Source organism: Lysinibacillus sp. OL1 (assembly GCF_004332175.1).
In the GTDB taxonomy this organism is placed as follows: Bacteria; Bacillota; Bacilli; order Bacillales_A; family Planococcaceae; genus Lysinibacillus; species Lysinibacillus capsici.
In genome coordinates this window covers 45,967-60,547 of sequence record NZ_SJDS01000017.1, presented here as the reverse complement: position 1 = coordinate 60,547, position 14,581 = coordinate 45,967, and the positions used below count along the sequence as shown (strand labels likewise).

General features: G+C 37.9%; 12 protein-coding genes (1 of these 12 cut by a window edge). All 12 read right to left on the bottom strand.

The annotated features are described in order from the left end of the window. On the bottom strand, positions 1–2,947 hold the 5' portion of the coding sequence (locus tag EW028_RS22030) for an S-layer homology domain-containing protein (protein WP_483869244.1). It extends 1,454 nt beyond the left edge of the window; only the first 2,947 of its 4,401 coding nucleotides appear in the window; it begins with the start codon at positions 2,945–2,947; the stop codon falls past the left edge of the window. A gap of 960 nt (positions 2,948–3,907) precedes the next feature. Further along, positions 3,908–4,432, bottom strand: a complete 525-nt coding sequence (locus EW028_RS22025) for a phage tail protein (protein ID WP_066038390.1) — start codon at positions 4,430–4,432, stop codon at positions 3,908–3,910. Between the two features lie 19 nt (positions 4,433–4,451). Beyond that, complete coding sequence (locus EW028_RS22020) at positions 4,452–4,952, bottom strand: phage tail protein (protein WP_131522416.1); 501 nt, start codon at positions 4,950–4,952, stop codon at positions 4,452–4,454. Between the two features lie 12 nt (positions 4,953–4,964). Then, positions 4,965–5,471, bottom strand: coding sequence for a phage tail protein (locus tag EW028_RS22015; RefSeq protein WP_131522415.1), 507 nt, complete (start codon positions 5,469–5,471; stop codon positions 4,965–4,967). A 293-nt stretch (positions 5,472–5,764) separates the two neighbouring features. After that, entirely contained in the window at positions 5,765–6,652 is an 888-nt protein-coding gene (locus EW028_RS22010; protein WP_193767444.1) for a MurR/RpiR family transcriptional regulator, read from the bottom strand. A 51-nt stretch (positions 6,653–6,703) separates the two neighbouring features. Continuing rightward, complete coding sequence (gene murQ, locus EW028_RS22005) at positions 6,704–7,609, bottom strand: N-acetylmuramic acid 6-phosphate etherase (RefSeq protein ID WP_131522413.1); 906 nt, start codon at positions 7,607–7,609, stop codon at positions 6,704–6,706. 20 nt (positions 7,610–7,629) lie between these two features. Beyond that, positions 7,630–8,628, bottom strand: coding sequence for an N-acetylglucosamine kinase (locus tag EW028_RS22000; protein ID WP_131522412.1), 999 nt, complete (start codon positions 8,626–8,628; stop codon positions 7,630–7,632). Next, positions 8,615–9,442: a carbohydrate ABC transporter permease gene (locus EW028_RS21995; protein ID WP_131522425.1), complete on the bottom strand. Its 828-nt coding sequence runs from the start codon at positions 9,440–9,442 to the stop codon at positions 8,615–8,617. The genes EW028_RS22000 and EW028_RS21995 overlap by 14 nt, the downstream gene beginning before the upstream one ends. Before the next feature lie 12 nt (positions 9,443–9,454). Next, positions 9,455–10,402, bottom strand: a complete 948-nt coding sequence (locus tag EW028_RS21990; RefSeq protein WP_131522411.1) for a carbohydrate ABC transporter permease — start codon at positions 10,400–10,402, stop codon at positions 9,455–9,457. 86 nt (positions 10,403–10,488) lie between these two features. Beyond that, positions 10,489–11,781 carry an ABC transporter substrate-binding protein gene (locus EW028_RS21985; RefSeq protein ID WP_131522410.1) on the bottom strand — a complete coding sequence of 431 codons (1,293 nt, stop codon included), beginning with the start codon at positions 11,779–11,781 and terminating at the stop codon, positions 10,489–10,491. Between the two features lie 17 nt (positions 11,782–11,798). Then, complete coding sequence (locus EW028_RS21980; protein WP_131522409.1) at positions 11,799–12,821, bottom strand: serine hydrolase domain-containing protein; 1,023 nt, start codon at positions 12,819–12,821, stop codon at positions 11,799–11,801. A 159-nt stretch (positions 12,822–12,980) separates the two neighbouring features. Then, a complete protein-coding gene (locus tag EW028_RS21975) occupies positions 12,981–14,495 on the bottom strand; it encodes a DHA2 family efflux MFS transporter permease subunit (RefSeq protein ID WP_131522408.1) in 1,515 nt (504 codons plus the stop codon). Positions 14,496–14,581: the final 86 nt, after the last annotated feature.

Sequence of the window (14,581 nt, the reverse complement as noted above, 5' to 3'; positions counted from 1 at the left end):
GCGTTGATGATCCTCCATCTCCTGGTACATTGTTTTTAGACCACAAAGCATACAAGATCAAATTCCCTTTCCCCATTTGAATCGTTTGCCCAATTTTATAAGTAACACCTTTTCCATCAGCCTTCGTATTCCATCCGACAAATGTATAGCCTGCTTTTATTAAATTACCTGTATTACCCAGTATTATGATAGGGTCCTGATGTTTATACTCCTTTGAATCTGTTGGTACTATCCCCCCATCAGCCCCGTTACTGTCATACGTAACCGTTGCAACAGGATCAGGTGTTGATGATCCTCCATCTCCTGGTACATTGTTTTTAGACCACAAAGCATACAAGATCAAATTCCCTTTCCCCATTTGAATCGTTTGCCCAATTTTATAAGTAGCACCTTTTCCATCAGCCTTCGTATTCCATCCGACAAATGTATAGCCTGCTTTTATTAAATTACCTGTATTACCCAGTATTGTGATAGGGTCCTGATGTTTATACTGCTTTGAATCTATTGGTACTATCCCCCCATCAGCCCCGTTACTGTCATACGTAACCGTATATATTTGCAGTGCACTAGTCGTAAAATTCCAGGAAGTATTATTAGTAATACCTTTATACGCATTACCTGCTACATCCGTAAATGCACCTGCGTCAATTTGAATGCTGTAAGTGGTGTTATGGGATAAATCCAATGTAGGATTTACTGTCACAGTTTCATTAGTAACAGAAACATTTGCTTGTGTAACAGCAATTGTTTCGACAATTTGGTTGTCTGTAGCATTTCTTATGACAATATTTTTACTAGTTACAGGTAAGACCCTTTCATCAAATGTTAATACAAGATTATCTGCAGGCTGTACAGCAATTGCCTGATGCGCTGGGAAATAGGTTGTTATTTCAGGAGAAATTTTATCAAATATCACAATTGTCCCTGATGAAATCTCGGTTACCTGTAAGCCCTCATTCCCTGCAATATCTTGAAAATCAATTGTAAAACTGATAGGTCCCTCTAAGTCTATGGACTTTAACGTATAGCTTGCTTGCCATGTTTTAGCATCCCCATCACCTTTATCATTTACATTTGCTGTTTGTCCTAGGATTGATACATTCGGTGATTGAATGTCCTCACTTGTCTCAAAGTCGATTGTGATTACATCGTTTACCTTAGCAACTGTTGGATTAGCATTATTTGAAGCCATTGTCACCTTTTTTACTGTTGGCTTTACGCTATCGACAATGACATAGCTTCCATCAGTTACGTCCGTTACCTCTATTGCCGAATTACCTAACAGATCTTTAAAGTTAATTGTAATAGGTGCTGTTCCCTCTAAATCACCATTGACTATAACATATGTTGCCTGCCAGTTTGTGGATGCTCCTGTTACAATAGCAGCTTTCCCCAAAATGGTAATTATAGGTGCTTGTATATCTTTATTTGTTTTCATTGTTAAGGTGATCGTATCTCCTACTTTAGCCTTTGTAGGATCCAGATTATTCGATTTGATCTTTACCTCTACAGCTTTTGGCAGAGCTTTATCAATCACAAATGAAATGGTTGTGGTATTCCTTGCACTATCTGTTACTACCAAAGTATAATTTCCAGATGTACTTACAGTGGCTCCACTTGAAAAGGTTGCTCCATTCAGGGTAGCAGTTCCTTCACTAAAACTAATCGTTACATCCGTGTTATAAACACCGTTATTTGTAACCCCTATTATGACTGGTGGTGTTGTATCTAGAACAATTGTATCTGAAAATGTATTTGATATATTGCCAGCAGTATCCCTTAGTTGCATATAAACTGTTTTACTACCTTCTCCATAGGATAAAGTCCAACTTTTCGTAGATATTTTTGACTCCCAACTGGACCAAGTAGTACCATCATTCGAAAAGCGCATTTCTATCGCTTCTCCTTCTAAATCAGTTGCCGTCATTGTTAAGTTAACATTAGTAGAATTTGTATATGCTTCCCCATTATTAATCATAATAGAGCCTGTTGGTGCATTATTTTTAGTAATCTGGATTGTAAACTTCTTGTCAAACGTATTGCCAGCCTCATCTGTTACTCTTATCGTAATCTTATAACTATTTTTCGTATCATATTCAAACGACATATTTGTCTTTAATACATTTCCATCAATCGTAAAGAAGCTTGTATCCCCAGACTGTAATGAATACGTGAATGTTTGCGAGCTTCCTGAATCTGTTGCTGTCAATGTCCCAACAGTTGTACCAATAGGCTTCATTTCTTGTACAGTAGTATTACTAAGACCTATTTCGGTAGGTGGTGTACCATCATAAATTATTTGTAATTCATTTGATGCTTTATTCAATGCACCTCCACTATTTGCAACTACCTTTTCAGGAATTTTGATTTTCACAGCTCCATCAGCAATAGGTGATATAAGAGCTGTATATGTGGTACCACTCCCTGACAGAATTGCCACATTTCCATTTGTAACTTCGATATCCCCAATCATAAAGCCTGTCACTGACTCACTGAATACCAAAGTTATAAGAATTGAATTGCTATTTGTTGGACTAGAATCATTTGGTATAATTATCACTGCTGGACGTGCATTGACGACTAGCTCCATTGTATAGTCAGTACTAAAATCGATACCATCACTTACCTTAAATGTAAAAGATGAAGATGTGCCATTTTCCGTAATATATCTTAAATTACCTGCATCTAAATTAGCCTTACTAATTGTCATACCATTTGTAATAGCTTCCCCACCATCAAATTGCTGATTATTGTTGTTATCAAGAAAGAGCTGTCCGCTATTTGGGATAGTAGAGATTTGAATCTGTTGCAAAGTATCTCCAGCATCTTCATCTGAAAAAGCAAAAGAAGTACTAGTAAATGTATACACTTGACCCTCGTTTACATTTTCGGTTCCATTACTGGATGTCGGTGGTTTATTTAATGCAGTGATTGTTACCTCCTGCATCATATAGGCACTCTTATTGCCATCAATATCTTTGACAATGACATTAAAATAATAGGTTGTATTAGCTACAAGACCTGTAACATTAAAGGAGTTACTATCTTTGGTATAACCGCCTAACGGTGTCCCATTCAATTCTATGGTACTAACCGTATCAATATTGTTACTACTAGATTGATAGACTTGATATTCTAAATCCTCTTGAGCTGTTATATCATCAGATGCTTTAGCCCAGTCCAACTGTACGCCTGAGGTAGTAATATTTGAAGAAGTTATAGCACCATTTGTAATTGTTGGTGGACTATTATTTGGGATATCAATCGTAAATTGGGTAAACGTTAAATCCCATAGTCCCGCCTGTACAGTAGGTATAAAATTTACACTCGCAGTAATGACAAATGAGTTGATTCCTTCTATATTAATAGGAATATCATAAATAGGCTCATGATTTGCAATTGTCTTAAAAATTACAGGATTTCCTTTTGGGTTTCCTGCCCCATCATACCCTTGAATTGTTATGGACAATGCATCGTTTTCAGGATGTTTATTAATCGTATTAATTTTTAATGATTTTAAATCGAAGATCCCACCTGCAAAGCTTTCCCCAGCAGAAATTCTAATTGATTTTGGTGGTGAATATTCATCTGCATCAAAATAATAACCAGCTGGAAATTGTGATCCATTGCTATATGTGAATAAATTAATACCATTATCACCAGGAATACCGCTTACTACAAAGCCATTATTTGTGTCATCTTTCCACGAAGCTTGAGTTAAATCCTGTATACAACTTGGAAAATCTGGCGAATCGCAAGCAGCCGCCTCCACTTTTAAAGGTGAAACGAACCCTAATCCCATCAATTGACTATAAGCGACCAACACCAAACACAGGGTTATGGTTAATATCTTTTTTCCCATTCTATATTCTCCTTCTTGGTTTCACACCCTTCATTTAATGAATCGTTAACTCTTAGGAGGCCATTCCCCATATAAACAAATAATAAAGTTCAGTCCTAAATATGGCTGCATATTGTTATGTGGTTGACTTCCTCCAACAGCATTAACCGTCATTAGATTCATTTGTTTATTTACTTGTGACGTATAAACTGGGACAGTTCCTTTCCCTTGCTGATCTGTCCATATTGCACCCGTTGGATCATTATTAGTGGTTTGAAGATTGTTACAATTTGCTAGATGATTATGACTAGGCATCTCATTTTCCAACAGCGTTACAGAGGGGGCACCACCACTACTCCCTATAATTCTAGGCGTTAAACCTACACCTGTTCCTTGATGAATAGCTGCTCTACCATTTAAATTTGGTAATGCAAAGGTTGTTTTACCATCTCCTCCATATCTGTTACCCAAAATAGCATATAATGCACTATTCGAGGCAATGTTTATTATCTGACCATCACACAAAGCCCAGTCTTTTGGTGCAAAATTACCGCCAAATATTCTAATTTCTCCAATATATGCTTCTGACACTTTGCCCACCTCCTTTTTTCTAATTTCTTGATGGATAAATTCCTACTAAAGCTATGCAGTAATTAGCGACACTGTATGGCTGCATATTTTGATGTGACTGCGAATTTCCTGATGTTGACAATGCTTGCATGTTCATAATAGTATTTGGTTGATTGACAGAATAAATATTATTAGCAGATGTACCCCATACATTTCCAGCAGCCACTTTCAACGTAGCACTTTCTGAACTACCATTAACAATATGTGTATGAGTCGGCATCTCATTAGTTGTTAATACATGTGCTTCTTCTCCTGCTTTTTGTCCACGTGTGATGCTACTGCTTACATGAACTGGGACTCTTCCCCTTAAATCAGGTAATGCAAATGTCGTAGAGCCATTTCCACCATAAGTTGCTCCTAAAATTGAATACAGCGCTTGGTTTGTATTAATTTGCAATATTTGCCCATCGCATCTTGCCCATCCGCTTGGAACTGTCCCAAAGCTAAATAATCTTATTTCACCTACATATTGTTCACTCATCCTTCATACCTCCTATTCTGTTGGATACATACCGTAAAGGGCAATAATGTAACTAATTGTTAAAAACGGCATTACATTGTTATGAGGAGCGTTTCCTCCCACACTTGAAACAATGGCGGCATTCATTGTGCCATTTGGTGGTTGTGTCGAATATTGTATATTTTTTGCCCAAACTGCATTTTCTGGACTAGGTGTTGTGCCATCAAGAGAAGAAGCTTTTACCTGATGTGTATGTGCGGGAAGCTGTGAAGAGATTAAAGTGACGGTTTCCGCCCCTCCCATTTGACCATTGACAAAGGTAGTACCAGTAGTTGGATTCTGTCCTTGATGTACTATAACCCTGCCTTGAAAATTTGGTAATGCAAAGGTTGATTGACCATTTCCCCCGTAGGTTGTGCCAATCAAAGAAAAAAGTATTTCATTTTCGGAAATAGATAATAGTTGACCATTACAAAGAGCCCAGCCATCTGGGGCATAATCACCAGCAAATAATCGAATTTCTCCGACATATTGTTCCATCCTTAAAACCTCCTTACAAAATATTGCTTTACCTAGCACATTACAATAACAAGGTTAAAATTAGGTTAAAAAATGTATTTTTTCCCAAACAGACTAACTCACCTACCATTTAATCCAATATCATTACAATGTTTTTGCTTATAAGAAAGATTTAAGAAAAGTGGGTAATGGCATTACATCTAGCTATCTACCTCCAAACCAGAATTCGTTTTATTTCCGGGAAAGAAAAATATCAAAAGCTATCGAGAGAAAACTTCTCGATAGCTTTTGTCTACAGTCTAAACATACAAACTTTAATATGTTTTTATTTTATTTTTTCTTTTAGCCACTTTTTTATGCAACCTCTGAATAACTGAACGTGTTTCATCTAAATGATCCACTGTTTGCTCATAGGCACTCGTCACTACCCCCATAAATAAAATATCAACGACAAGTAACTGCGCTAGACGTGAGGAAGTGGCGCCACTTCTAAAAGTTGCTTCAACATTTGGAGAGACATATAAACAAATGTCTGCTAGGCTAGACACTAGTGAACTACCGTAGCGCGTTAAACTGATTGTAGTGGCTGGTGTTTGGCTAGCTATTTCAAGGATTTTAGCCACTTCGTGCGTTTCTCCGGAGAAGGAGATACCTACTACTACATCCCCCTTCTGTGTATTAACAACGGCTGTAGCGCCTAAATGCAAATCCACAAATGCCCTACTATTTTTATTGATTCGTAAAAATTTTTGGTCTGCATCCATTGCTGCTATACCTGATGCACCCACTCCAAAAAATATAATTTTATCAGCTTGTGATAAGGCCGTTATGGCACGCTCTAATTCAGCAATATTTATTAAATTAGCTGTTTGTGTCAAAATTTCACTACTTTGCGTCGTTACCTTCTCTACAATCGATGGCAACACTTCATTCGCCTCAATATCTCGATCTTCAATTTTAGCATGTTGTAAATCACCAGCAATGCGCAATTTCAGCTCTTGAACACCACTAATATTTAACGATTTACATAGACGAATAACTGCGGCACTACTTGTTTGACTTGCCTCTCCTAGTTCAACCGCTGTCATTTTTATAGCCTGTGTTGGGTGTGCTAATATATAGCTTGCCACCTTTTTTTCGGAGAGTGGAAGCTTTTCGCACATTTCAGCAAGCATAATTAAACCCGCATTTATTTTTTCCATTTTTCCAGCTCCATCTCTAGATAAAAGGAAGTTATCCATGTACCTCCTTCATCAATATTTCTTTAGTGCCACCGCTCTCCGCACATGCCCTTCTGATTGAGCAAGTAATTCCGTCGCCTCTTCAATCGTTGTATTCGTCAGTAGCACCACAATCGCGAGCTTTACTTGATAATTGTTTTGCTCCAGAACACTTTCAGCCTGACTATAAGAAACTCCCGTTACCTCACAGACGATTTGTTTGGCTCTCTCTCGCAATTTAAAATTACTAGCATGAACGTCCACCATTAAATTTTTATAGACCTTTCCAAGTTTAATCATGGTTGTCGTTGTAATCATATTTAATATTTGTTTATGAGCTGTTGCAGCCTTTAGTCTTGTAGAACCTGTTAAAATTTCTGGTCCTGTAATCACCTCTATTGCAATATCTGCATGCTTACTAATAATAGAATGAGCGTTGCTCACTAAGCTGATTGTTTTTGCCCCTAGTTGTTGAGCATAGTTTAATGCTCCTTTGACAAAAGGCGTTCGACCGCTTGCTGCAATCCCTATCACTACATCTCGGTTTGTTAGCTGTTGTTTCTGTAGTTCAAGCTCTCCTAATGAAAGATCATCTTCTGCACCTTCTATGGCAATCATTACTGCATCTGCTCCTCCAGCCAATATTGCCTGCACAAGCTTTGGTGATGTACTAAATGTAGGTGGACACTCTACGGCATCTAGCAAACCAATTCGCCCACTTGTTCCTGCACCAACATAAAATAATCTACCGCCATTCTTTAGTGCATCCACAACAGCTGTGACAGCCTGCTCGATTTCAGGTAAAACCTTTGCTATGGCTAATGGTACTTTTTTATCCTCTTCATTCATCAGCTTTATAATTTCAATAGTGGACATTAAATCTAGATTTGTCGTATCTGGATGATAGCCTTCAGTCGTCAGTTTTGTCATTCGTTCCATTGAAATCAAATCCCTCCACACTAGTTTTCATGGATACTCATCCAAGTTCCTTTTACCTTTTGTTGTAAAGCCTCTGTGATTGGAATTCCTTCACTGAGAAGTCCATTAACGAAAGCTCCTATAACAGGTGGCACCTCTGGTTGTATTAGTTGATTAGGTATTTTAGCAAGCTGTAATTTTTCTCGAAAGCATTGAACAAAATAAAAATTTTCGAATAAACCTCCACATAGGACAATAGAGTCACCTTTTAGCTGAGGCTCTTTTTTCAACATTATTTGGATGAAATGAGTTAAATGATGAGCAGCGTGTTCAATAATTTTTTGTGCCCTATCATTATTTTGCTCTGCTAAACGCAACACCACACGAGCTACGGAGGCTATGAGTACACGTGGCTGTGGATGCTCATAAACATGCGTAATAATTTCAGTAGGATTCTTTAATGCTAGCTGCTCCATAATAGTCGCTGTAAACAGATCCTCATTCACGCCAATAACATCGTAATGTCGCGTAATCAATCGCAATGCCTCTTGCCCTATATAGTAGCCACTGCCCTCATCTCCTAATAAATAACCCCATCCTCCAACACGACTAACTTGATGATTTTTTCCAACTGCATATACGATGGAACCCGTCCCTGCTATCACAACGATCCCTTGCTGTGTAAATGTGCCGCTAGTAAGTGCCGCTACCGCATCATTGGTGATGGTTATCTTACAGGAGCTAGCAGGGAAAAGGAAGCTAATCCATTGCTCCCAGCGTTCTTTATCTAACAGGCGATCGCCCCCTGCCACACATAAGAACACCGCAGCAATATCATTATTTGTTGCATCTATCTTTTGTAGTAACGTGGCAAGGAGCTTGATAATATGTAGCCTTACCTCGTCAGGTGGCGTTGATTTTATATTCGTTCCAGCTCCTTCAACAAAAGCCAGCACTTCCCCTTTTCTTGTCCCAATCACTGCACGAGTTCTCGTCCCACCACCATCGACCCCAATAATGTATTCCCTATTTAATGGCACCAGCCGTCAGCCCCTCCATAAATTGCTTTGAGGCAATAAAGAATAATAGGATCATTGGTAATGAAGCTAATGTTAAACCTGCAAAAAGAGAGCCCCAATCTGCCGAATGCTCCCCAAAAAGTGACATCATTCCAACAGGTATCGTCCGTTTCATTTTTTCTGTAATAAAAATAAGTGGGAAAAAGAAATCATTCCATGAAGCAATAAAATTTATAATCACCACTGTTCCAAGGGCAGGTCTCATTAACGGTAACATTACATGCCAAAGAACTCTTAAGTTCCCCGCCCCATCTATACGGGCTGCTTCCTCTAATTCATAAGGCATTGTTTTAAAAAAGCCAGTTAAGATCAGCATGGATAATGGAATACCTGTCGCCATGTTCATCAAAATTAAAGACCATAAGGAATTGATCAGTCCTAAATCACGCATTAATATAAAGAGCGGGACAATCCCCAATTTTATAGGAATCATCATGCCTAATAAAAAAATAAAGAACAATGCATGATTCCAAGAAAATTTAAAGCGAGCAATATAAAATGCAGCCAGTGAACAAACAACCACTATTAGTATCACAGATACAATACTGACAAATAGACTGTTTAGAAAGTATGTGGTAAATGGAATTTTTGCTAATAATGTACGGTACGTATCTAAGCTAAAGCTAGTCGGTAAACCCAATGGATTTTTATAGATATCCACGCTCTGTTTAAATGAAGATAAAATCATTAACAAAATTGGATATAAACTAATGGTCGCTACTGTAAACACCACGAGATAATAAAATGGTCGAACCCAAATAGCGCCTTGCTTCACCATACTCACCCCTTACATTTGAACATTCTTTTTATTGGCAAAGCGTAAAAATAGCGTCGTACAAACTAATATAAATAAGAATAGTACTGTAGCCAACGCCGAACCCAACCCAATAGCTGTTGTGCCAGAAGCCGTAGAGCTACCAAATGCTAAGCGATAGAAAAACACGGCTAACGTATCTGTAGAATAGTACGGCTCTCCCATGGAGCCCTGCATTGCATATACTAATTCAAATGCTTCAAACGATTGGATAAATGTTAAAATGCCCATGATCATAATTGATGGCACCATTAAAGGCAAGTAAATCGTACGCAATAAAGTAAAGCCCTTAGCGCCATCTAACTTTGCAGCTTCGACTAACTCGCTTGGGATCCCTTGAAAGCCAGCAAGAAAAATTAAGACACCAAAACCTAATCCAAACCAACAATTGACTAAAATAATGGCGATTAACGCCGTTTTGGGATCACCCAGCCAAGCCTTTTGCAAGGTTTCAAGACCTAATTTCTCCAAAATGACATTTAAAGTACCGAAATTTGGATTTAGAATGAGCTTCCATAAGAAACCTACAACAATCACTGATAATAATCGCGGTAGAAAGAAAGCAGCCTTAAAAAACTCTGCACCTTTAATTTTTTGATAAATAATAAAGGCAAGAAAGAAGGCAAATCCATTCATCACAATCATTTGCACAACAAAATAGAGGACATTATGTTTAAAGGCATTCCAAAACATGGAGCCATAGGGTTCTGTCGTAAAAAGCGTCACAAAATTTTGGAAACCGATAAAATCACCACGAGCCATCCCTTTCCATTCAAAAAAACTATAGGATAATGCCGCTAATATCGGATAAAGCACTAACAACCCATAGATTATCAGTGCTGGAATAGGGAAAAGATGGATAGTCCACCTTACTCTCGATTTCCTCCTTCTTACTGATGGAGCTGTATATTCTCTTATCATGAGTAGCCTCCTTTTACTAATCATGAAACAACGAGACCCCTAAACTCCTTATAGCACTTCAGGGGTCTGCTGACTTGATGCTTTCATTATTTTTGAAATGGCGTAAACCAAGTTTTAGCGTTTTCCTGTATTTTTTTGGCAACCTCTTCAGGCGTAACTTGACCTAAATACATGCCTTGTAGCTCACTTTCAAGCAAGCTCTTTGTTGTTGGGTCCCCACCAGTAAAATTAGTTACCCACATATATGGCGTTGCTTCATTGGCAGTCGAATGACTAATAGCATTTAACAATGCATCATCAGAGGTAATACCTGGAATAGCACTGATCATCGAAAACTCTTTTACAAACAACTCACCAAACTCCTTAGTTGTTAAAAATTCTAAAAATACTTTAGCCGCTTCTTTATTTTTCGAATTAGCATTGATCGCAAATGAGCCGTCTACCCAAGTCGTCACCGTTGTATTACCCTCTTTAGATGGAATAGGGAAATAACCTAAATCTAAATCTGGGTTCATTTCTAATACAACAGGAATTTCCCAGCTACCTAACGGGAACATAGCCGCGTCTTCTAGTGCAAACAAAGTACGGATATCATCCATTCCTAAGCCTTCTGAATTGACAGGAAAATACTTTTTCAAGTCATTCATTACTTGAATTGATTCAATAAACTTCGGATCTGTAAAATCCTTTTCTCCTGCGAGCACTGCTGTGTAAAAGTCATTGCCCTCATAAACAGCAGGACCGACAATACCATGTAGCAACGATAATAGCCAGCCTTCTTTTGTACCCATTGCAATTGGTGTAATACCCTTTTCTAATAATTGGTCATTTAATGCCATGAATTCATCCCATGTAGTAGGAATTTCAAGATTATTATCTTTAAAAATCTTCTTATTATAAAAAAATTGTGTAGAGCTTAAGTTAATTGGTACACCGTACTGATTCCCTTGGTCATCGCGAGAAGCCTTTAATGCTTCTTCAGGAAATACATTCAATCCATTTAAGTCGTTTATTTTCTCAACATAACCTGCCTCCGCAAGCTTCAATCCAGCTGCATAGGGACGTAAGTGGAAAATATCTGGACCCTCTCCAGCCTGTAATGACGTATTGAGGACTGTATTATATTCAGTATTTTTAGTTGGATTAAATGAAACATGTATCTCAGGATGTTGTTCATTGAATAAAGCAATCACTTTTTCATACTTGGCAACATCTTCTGTGCGCCAACTCCCTATTGTTAGGGAGACCTCTTCCGTTTTCGGTTTCTCTTCATTATCAGGTGTTGTTGAGGTCGTTATTTTCTCATTCTTGTTACAGCCTACTAAACCCACAATGAGTAATAAAAGAAGCAGCAATAACCATTTACTCTTTTGTCTCATACCAGCAGATCCACCCTTCATATCAGTAATTTTTCATAAATCATCGTATGAAGCTTCTCTCTAATCCTTCCCATGTTTGTATTTCTCCCATAATGCACAGCATTCGTTAGTAAAATGACAAATGCCTTTTTTACAGGGTCCATCCAAATACTCGTGCCTGTAAATCCTGTATGACCAAATGAGCCCTTGCTCCACCTCCTACCAAAACAAAATGATGCTTCATCTCCTCCCCATACTTCAAAGCCAAGTCCCCTCGTTTTAAAAGTTTTCGTATAGGCAAGCTCTAACCATTCATATGGAATTACACTTTGTTGCTTGATCCCCAACCAAATTTCCGCATACTTTGCTAAATCCTCTACACATGAAAATAAACCTGCGCTACCAGCAATACCATCTAGTAAAAAAGCTTTCTCATCATGGACTATTCCCTGCACAAATTGACCTGCCACCATTTCTGTAGATGCTGCAAGCGTCCTTCTATGCACAGGCAGTTGAAAACATGTATGATGCATGCCCCATGGCTTAAAAATCTCTTGCTCTACAAAACTTTTTAATGAAATGCCAGTAACTTTCTCAATCACCTTTCCTAGAATAATCATACCTAAATCACTATATTGCACTTGTTCATTTGGCTGCCAAACTACATCACTTGTCAGTACCTCCTGCAGGATGTCACGCTTATGCTGCTGTCTCTTGACTACAGGTGTTAAATCTGCTGGCAATCCTGAGCAATGCTGCAATAAATGCTGGATTGTAATAAGAGGATATTTAAAATCAGGCAAATAGGTTTGAACTGGATCTGTTATATAAACTTGATTTCGACTCATCAGGAGTAAAATAGCTGGGAGTGTTGCGACAACTTTTGTTAAGGAGGCTAAATCAAACAACGTATTACTTAAAATAACTTGCTCGCTGCCATCCTCAGCTGTATAGGCTCCATAATTGCCTGAAAATAGCCTTCTTTCTTGCTGTTGAACAATTAATACAGCACCTGGAATTTTTCGTTCTTTCACTAAGCCAGTCATATATGCATCTACCAAGCAAGCACCCCACTATTAAATGTCTAAATTTTCTGTAAATTAGTATTATCATATAAAATAAAATGATGAAAAATAACACCAATCCTAAAATTTTTTTTCATATGTCCTCAATAAAAAATCCCTAGCTAGTAACTATTTACTGGCTAGGGATACTCTTGATTATTTAGTTGGTTTTTTTAAATCCATTGACGCTGCTGCGCTTTCAACTTTTACGCGTTTCAAGAAGAAGGCAAGTACCACTGCAATCACTGTTATACCAGCTGCAATTAAGAAGGAATGCGTAATACCATCTAATAAGGCAGTTTGCATAATTTGATCTTGCATTTGTTGCATTTGCTCTGCTGTAGGCGCTGCTCCTGATTGTGCAGCATTTGCTTTCGCTTCTGCAATTAATTCTTCCGCTTTAACTTTTGTACGATTATTCATAAATGTTACAAGGATCGCACTACCGATTGCTCCTGATACCTGCTGTAATGTATTATTAATGGCTGTACCATGTGGATTCATCATTTGTGGTAGTTGATTTAAACCGTTTGTCATAATAGGCATCATGACCATCGACATACCGAACATACGAATTGTATACATCGATACGATATATGTGTAGCTTGAATCAATTTCTAACTTTGTTAAACCGAAAGTTGCGATTGTTGTAATCGTTAATCCAACAATAGCCAACACACGTGGACCAAATTTATCGAAAAGCTTACCAGTGATTGGTGACATAATCCCCATGACAAGAGCTCCTGGAAGCATCATCAAGCCAGCTTCAAATGGTTCGATACCGCGGATAGACTGTACATATGCTGGTGTTAAAATCATCCCTGAGAACATTGCCATAGAGATAATAACTGAGATTACAGACCCTAAAGCAAACATTGGATATTTATAAATACGTAATTCCAGTAATGGCTCATCCATTTTCAGCTGTTTAACAACGAAAATAATTAAAGCAATGAAGCCAATCGTAATTGTGCCATATACCCATGGACTTGACCAACCTTTATCTCCTGCTGTACTAAAGCCGTATAAAATACCACCAAATGCAACTGTTGATAAAAGTACTGAAGGGAAATCTAAGTGAACTTCACGTGTCTCCATCACGTTTCTTAGTTTCCAAACACCAAATAATAAACTAATTAAAGCAAATGGAATAATCATTTGGAAAAGCATACGCCAATCATGATGTTCCACAATATACCCTGATAATGTAGGACCAATTGCTGGCGCCATAATCATAACTAAACCAAAGATCCCCATTGCTGCCCCACGCTTTTCTTTCGGGAAGCTTGTTAGCATAACGTTCATTAAAAGTGGTGACATACTAGAAGCTCCGGCTGCTTGCACCATTCGACCTGCTAGCAGCATGCCAAAATTAGGAGCGAAACCTGCCATAATTGTACCAATTGTAAAGATAGACATCGCTGTAATAAATAAATGTCTGTTTTTAAAGCGTGTCACAAAGAATGCTGAAGCAGGCACTAAAATACCGCTCACAAGCATATACCCTGTTGCTAACCATTGTACTTTTGAATAGGTGATCCCAAAATCTTTCATGATTGTTGGTAATGCCACATTCAACAATGTGTTATTTAGAAAAGCAACAAAAGCACCCACAAATAGAATAGCTATCATGCCATAAGGGGGCTTTTTCATTGTTTGCTCACTATTCATTTATATCCCTCAATTCTTTCTTGTGTTTTACGATAAAACTTATTTTATACTCGTAGTCTACTTTTTTCAACATATAAGTTTATATT